This is a genomic window from Methanocorpusculum petauri, assembly GCF_026891975.1.
GTDB lineage: Archaea > Halobacteriota > Methanomicrobia > Methanomicrobiales > Methanocorpusculaceae > Methanocorpusculum > Methanocorpusculum petauri.
On the sequence record NZ_JAPTGB010000033.1, the window covers coordinates 1 to 5,929 of the forward strand.

7 protein-coding genes are annotated in these 5,929 nt (G+C 55.1%); 3 read left to right on the forward strand and 4 right to left on the reverse strand.

Annotated features, from left to right (window positions below):
• Together O0S10_RS10210 and O0S10_RS10215 are read left to right on the forward strand one after the other, a co-directional pair.
• Window positions 1–202: hypothetical protein (locus O0S10_RS10210; RefSeq protein ID WP_268925781.1), on the forward strand; the 202-nt coding region annotated here is incomplete at its 5' end.
• 3 nt (window positions 203–205) lie between these two features.
• Window positions 206–1,531, forward strand: a complete 1,326-nt coding sequence (locus O0S10_RS10215) for a TrpB-like pyridoxal phosphate-dependent enzyme (RefSeq protein ID WP_268925782.1) — start codon at window positions 206–208, stop codon at window positions 1,529–1,531.
• On the opposite strand, the gene O0S10_RS10220 is transcribed toward O0S10_RS10215, so the two are convergent.
• The 4 genes from O0S10_RS10220 to thiM are packed head-to-tail and all read right to left on the reverse strand — an operon-like array spanning window position 1,532 to window position 4,512.
• Window positions 1,532–2,173: a phosphoribosylanthranilate isomerase gene (locus O0S10_RS10220; RefSeq protein WP_268925783.1), complete on the reverse strand. Its 642-nt coding sequence runs from the start codon at window positions 2,171–2,173 to the stop codon at window positions 1,532–1,534.
• Window positions 2,164–3,087: a class I SAM-dependent methyltransferase gene (locus tag O0S10_RS10225; RefSeq protein ID WP_268925784.1), complete on the reverse strand. Its 924-nt coding sequence runs from the start codon at window positions 3,085–3,087 to the stop codon at window positions 2,164–2,166. The genes O0S10_RS10220 and O0S10_RS10225 overlap by 10 nt, the downstream gene beginning before the upstream one ends.
• Window positions 3,084–3,713: a thiamine phosphate synthase gene (gene thiE / locus O0S10_RS10230; protein ID WP_268925785.1), complete on the reverse strand. Its 630-nt coding sequence runs from the start codon at window positions 3,711–3,713 to the stop codon at window positions 3,084–3,086. The genes O0S10_RS10225 and thiE overlap by 4 nt, the downstream gene beginning before the upstream one ends.
• A 4-nt stretch (window positions 3,714–3,717) precedes the next feature.
• A complete protein-coding gene (gene thiM, locus O0S10_RS10235; protein ID WP_268925786.1) occupies window positions 3,718–4,512 on the reverse strand; it encodes a hydroxyethylthiazole kinase in 795 nt (264 codons plus the stop codon).
• Window positions 4,513–4,586: 74 nt separating this feature from the next.
• On the opposite strand from thiM, the gene hmgA reads away from it, so the two are divergent.
• Complete coding sequence (gene hmgA / locus O0S10_RS10240; RefSeq protein ID WP_268925787.1) at window positions 4,587–5,816, forward strand: hydroxymethylglutaryl-CoA reductase (NADPH); 1,230 nt, start codon at window positions 4,587–4,589, stop codon at window positions 5,814–5,816.
• Window positions 5,817–5,929: the final 113 nt, after the last annotated feature.

Here is a 5,929-nt window from a genome sequence, read left to right on the forward strand (position 1 = left end):
AACGATCAGGAGAAATCCTGAGACAAAACAACTCTCTCTTTTCAGAAAAAAATCATCAGCTCTTTTCAACCCTTGTACAAAACATCCCTCACACTGCGCGTACACACATCATCCTGCAAATCAAAATGTATTTTTTTATGCATTGATGTATTTTAATGAAACTAAATGCACATATTTTAAATACAGGGAAACCACACCTTGATCTATGTTCCCCAAAGACGGTCGTACGACCCTTACCGTGGATGACATCCCCAAAAAATGGTATAACATCGCAGCAGACATCGGCTCACCGGAGATACTCAACCCCGCAACCATGAAGCCCGTGACTGCCGCTGACCTCAACCCTGTATTCTGCAAAACCTCCGTAGACCAGGAACTCGACACAACCCACCGGTTCATCGACATTCCCGAACAAGTTCGCGAAGCCTACGCACAGTTCGGCAGAGTCACCCCGCTTCAGCGGGCATACCATCTCGAACAGTACCTCAAAACACCCGCAAAGATTTACTTCAAACGCGAAGACGTAAGCCCCACCGGCAGCCACAAACTCAACAGCGCCATCGCTCAGGCCTATTATAACAAACGTGACGGAACCGAACACCTCACCACTGAAACCGGAGCCGGCCAGTGGGGATCAGCACTTTCCCTCTCCTGCAACTACTTCGACCTCGACGTAATCATCTTCATGGTCAAAGTCAGCTTTGAGCAGAAACCCTTCCGCAGATCCATCATGGAAACCTACGGAGGAACCGTGTACCCCTCGCCGAGCACCATCACCGAATACGGAAAATCCGTTCTCGCCAAAGACCCCTCCTACGGGGGAACCCTCGGAACCGCCATCACCGAAGCAGTTGAAATGGCCGTCAAAGACCCAACCGGTAAAACCAAGTACAGTCTCGGCAGTGTCGCAAACCATGTCTGCATGCACCAGACCGTAATCGGCCAGGAACTTATAGCCCAGATGGACGAAATTGACATCGTTCCCGACTACATGGTCGGCTGTATCGGCGGCGGCAGCAACTTCGCGGGATTTGCCTTCCCCATGATCGAAAAGAAACTCAGAGGAACAGTGGACACCAGCTTCCTCGCCGTCGAACCGACCGAAGTCCCCTCCCTCACCAAAGGAGAGTACCGCTACGACTTCGGCGACTCCGGCTGCATCACCCCCATGTTCAAAATGTACACACTCGGCCACGACTTCACCCCGAACGCCGTACACGCAGGCGGACTCCGCTACCACGGCATGAACCCGCTGGTCTCAGAACTCTATCACAACAAAACCATCAGCGCCGTATCTTACAACGAGACCCAGATCTTCCAGGCAGCCGTCACCTTCGCCAGAACCGAAGGCATCATCCCGGCACCCGAATCCTCGCACGCAATTCGTGGTGCAATCGAACTTGCACTTGACGCAAAGAAAAAGAACGAAGAAAAAACAATCGTCTTCAACCTCTCCGGTCACGGTCTCCTCGACATGGTCGGTTATGCAAACTTCCTCAAAAACTGCGACCACCCGGTGATCGAGGTTTAATCAGGAGCAATCCCGGGCGTTCGCAACAAACGCCCGGGTTCGTTCTGCATCCCGAACCCCGTTCATTTTTACGCCCGTATGCACATCAACCGCATACGGCCTGACACGGCGGACAGCCTCCCCCACATTCTCCGGTGTCAGTCCCCCGGCAAGAATTACGGGGACAGAACACTCCTGAACAATCTTTGCACTGATATTCCAGTCATGCGGAATGCCTGTCCCCCCGATCCGATCCACAGTCCGCGTATCAAGAAGGATTGCGTCCGCTGCGTCGGCGAAGTACTTCGCCGTCGCAACTGCGGACATATCCGTCACATGTACTGCCTTTATGATCCGAAGATAGGGCAGTGCCGCACGAATCTCAGCGATATCTTCCGGCGTCACCATATCCTGGATCTGCAGCGTCGTACAGTGCGACACTTCCACAATGCGGATCAGATCAACCGGCCTTGTCAGATGCGTTACCGCAACCGGTTCGATGAACGGCGGCAGTGTTGCAACCATTGCCGCCGCCGCTTCCGGTGTCACCGCATCCTGCGTCACATGCGTAATACCCATCAGAAATCCCGCCGCATCAGCACCTGCCGCAACCGCACAGGAAAGATCCGCAAACGTTGCCGTGCCGCAGATTTTCACTCGCATGCGGCAACCTCAATATCGTACACCGCATGCCAGCTGGTCGGCGAGTACGAACGAAGCACCCGTTCGGTAATCTTTGCACCCGGAAACACACGGAAAATATCCTCATTGTGTTCACCCTCCGACTCAACCAGCGAATAGAGATGCACGATCGTTCCCGGCTTCGCCAGCGGCGCTGCCGCCGGCAAAAACTCTGCCGCGTCCATCGGAAGATTCATGATGATACGATCAAACTTCAGCGGCGACAAGATTTCGGCAAGGTTTCGGGCGTCGCCGAGCATCGGAAGAACATTTGTCAGATGATTCAGCCGGATATTTTTCTGCATCAACAGCACCGCACCTGGATTGATGTCGTTTGCGATCACAAACGCAGCGGAACCACCAAGCATCACCGGGAACGGGCCGACTCCCGCAAACATGTCAAGAATTTTTTCGCCGGGTTTCATCTGTGACAAAATTCTCTGCCGCTCATTCGCAAGTCGTGCGGAAAAATATGCGGCTGTCAGATCGATTGCCATGCGGCGTCCGTACTCATGATACATCGTCTCGGTCGTCGGCTCGCCTGCAAGAACCCTGAACGTTTTTGTACGAAACTCTCCTTCCACCGGTGAAGTCGCGAAGAGTGCCGTGTGGGCCGAAGGACGGGCGGCAAGAATTTTTTCCGCACCTGCAGCATCGTCGTCCTGCAGGACGACGATGCCGCCGATCTGTTCGTGGCGCGGAAGGTCTTCAATCACATGATTTTCCGCGAACTCCGCACGCAGTTCTCCTTCGCGGGGGGAGAGAACCGGTATCAGAAGAAATCCATTTTCTGCCCGGGGACGAAGTGTTCGGTCAAGAATATTTTCCGCAATTGCACACCGTCGTGCCGCCTCACCGTCCTGTACCGGCACGCGGAGACACCACTGCTCTTTCATACACGCCGCTCCTTTGCATCACGGATGATCGCAGATAGATTCTGTGCCGCCGCGGTCACATCAGGGGCGCTGACCACCGCGGAGATGACGGCAACACCATCCAGTCCCGCCTCAATCAGTTCAGCGGAGTTGGCTGCGTTGATGCCGCCGATGCCGATCACCGGGCATTTGACCGCGGCACGAATATCTCTGATTGCGGCGACACCGTGTCCGACTCCTGCATCTGTTTTCGACGGGGTTGAAAACACCGGACTCACGGCGACGTAATCCGCACCAGCGGATTCTGCCGCCACTGCCTCATCGGCATTTCCTATGGAAATACCGATGAGAAAGTTCTGCGGTGCAAGTCTGCGTGCCGCTTCAATCGGCAGATCGTCCTGACCAAGATGTACTCCGTCTGCACCCGCGGCAAGGGCGATGTCGAGACGGTCGTTCACAAAAAACAGGGCACGATCCCGGCAGATCTCCCGCATCTCACACGCTGTTTCATACAGTTCCCGCGAGGTTTTGTCTTTGTCCCGCAACTGAATCACGTTCGCCCCGCCCGCAACGGCACGGCGTGCGATCTCCGCATGCGTGAGACCGCGGGACAAAGCTTCGTCGGTAACTACGTAGAGATCGTACATTGGATTAATACTCAGTGACTTTGGCGACTGCGGCAACCTGTTCAGGCGTGAGTGCAGTAACGGCATCGAGGAATGCCGGTTTGAACGAGCCGGGTCCTGCAGCGGTCTTTGCCGCAGCCTCGCCGGCGATGCCGAGCGAGGCCATCGCGGCAATACAGCCGTCCATCGTATCCTGCGCGACCGCAGCAAACGCTCCGGTAACCGCGGATGCCATACAGCCGGTACCGGAGAGTCTGCCCATCAGAGGGACGCCATTTGTAACACCTGCAACACGGGATCCGTTACTGATCAGATCCTCTTCCCCGCTCATGATGACAACACATCCAAGCCTGGCTGCGAGATCTTTGACGATGGTTTTTTTGTCACCGGCAATGCTGCCGGAGTCCACTCCACGAACCGTCGCGACCACGCCCGCGAGGGTTCCGATCTCTCCGGCATTTCCTTTGATGACGGTGATCGGGAGTTCTTCGATCAGCTGCTGGGCAGTCTTTGTCCGGTACGGGGTAGCGCCTGCTCCTACGGGGTCAAGGATGATCGGAATGTTCCGGTCAGCGGCGACGCTGCCCGCAACGAGCATTCCCTCGATCTGTTTGGGGTCAAGGGTACCGATGTTGAGTACGAGGGCGCTTGCGATCTTTGTCATGTCGATGACATCTTCGGGAGCGTGGGACATGACCGGGGATGCCCCGATACAGAGTGTGATGTTGGCACAGTCATTGACGGTGACGTAATTCGTGATCTGGTGGACGAGCGGTGATACCGCTCTGACGGATTCAAGAATTTCTGCGTATTTCTGCATGGAACACCTTTTTGGTATTATTAGGTCTGCGGTCAGAAAAATGTTTTAGTATGCGTGCTGAATGGTATAATATTATGGATGAGCAGCTTGCAAAGATCCGCTCAGGCGATCTGAAACTGTACGCTCTGGAAAAGCTGATGCCCGCGGATGAGGCGGTGGCTCTGCGCCGGAAATATATTGAGGAGGAGACGTCTGCAGATCTCACTCCTGTTGGCGGGTACACGATTCCTATCGATCGTGTGGTTACGCGGAATATCGAGAATATGATCGGTTGTGTGCAGATTCCGGTTGGTGTTGCAGGACCAGTTGCTGTCAACGGGGAGTACGCGAAAGGAGAGTTCTGGCTGCCGCTTGCAACAACGGAGGGGGCGCTTATTGCATCAATTAATCGCGGTTGCGGTGCTATCCGAAAGGCAGGGGGTGCGGAGGTACGGATTCTTCGTGACGGAATGACACGTGCTCCGGTGTTTGCGGCGACCTCTGTTGCGCATGCAACAGAGGTCGCCCGCTGGGCCGAGGATAATCTTTTGCTGCTGAAGGTCGCGGCTGAGGAGACGACGCGTCACGGGGAACTCATCGGCCTCACGACGTATGTGGTGGGAACGAATGTGTTTGTTCGGTTCGAGTTTGATACGAAGGATGCGATGGGGATGAATATGGCGACGATTGCGTCGGAAGCCGCGGCGAAGCTGATCGAGGCGGAGACGGGAGCACGGATGGTGTCAACGTCCGGGAATATGTGCTGTGATAAGAAGCCGTCGGCAATTAATGTGATTGAGGGGCGGGGGAAGTCGGTTGTTGCGGGTGTGTTTTTGTCGGATGAACTGGTTGCGTCGCAGTTTAAGACGGATGCACGGACGCTTGCGGAGGTGAATACGCGGAAGAATCTGGTGGGGTCGGCCCGTGCGGTGTCACTTGGGTTTAATGCGCACGCAGCGAATGTGATCGCGGCGATGTTTTTGGCGTGCGGTCAGGATCCGGCCCATGTTGTGGAGGGAAGTAATGCAATTACGACAGTGGACCCGGTCCCGGGTGGTGTGTATGTGTCGGTGTCTCTGCCGTCGCTTCAGGTTGGTACGGTCGGCGGCGGTACGGGGATTCCCACCCAGCAGGCGTGTTTGTCGATGCTTGGTGTTGCGGGTGGCGGTGAAGTTCCGGGAGATCATGCGAAGGCGTTTGGGGAGATTGTGGCGACTGCGGTTCTTGCGGGTGAGTTGTCGCTTCTGGGTGCACTTGGTGCGCAGCATCTTGCGAAGGCCCATCAGGAACTGGGACGCGGCGGGGTTGCAGGTTTGGGGCAGTAATTTTTTCTCTATTTTTTTGGGTGTTTTTGTTTGGTAGGATTCAATGTCTGTGTGTCCGGTAGGATTCAATTTCTGATTTTTTGATATGTTGTACTTTGTTTGCGGAATTCGAT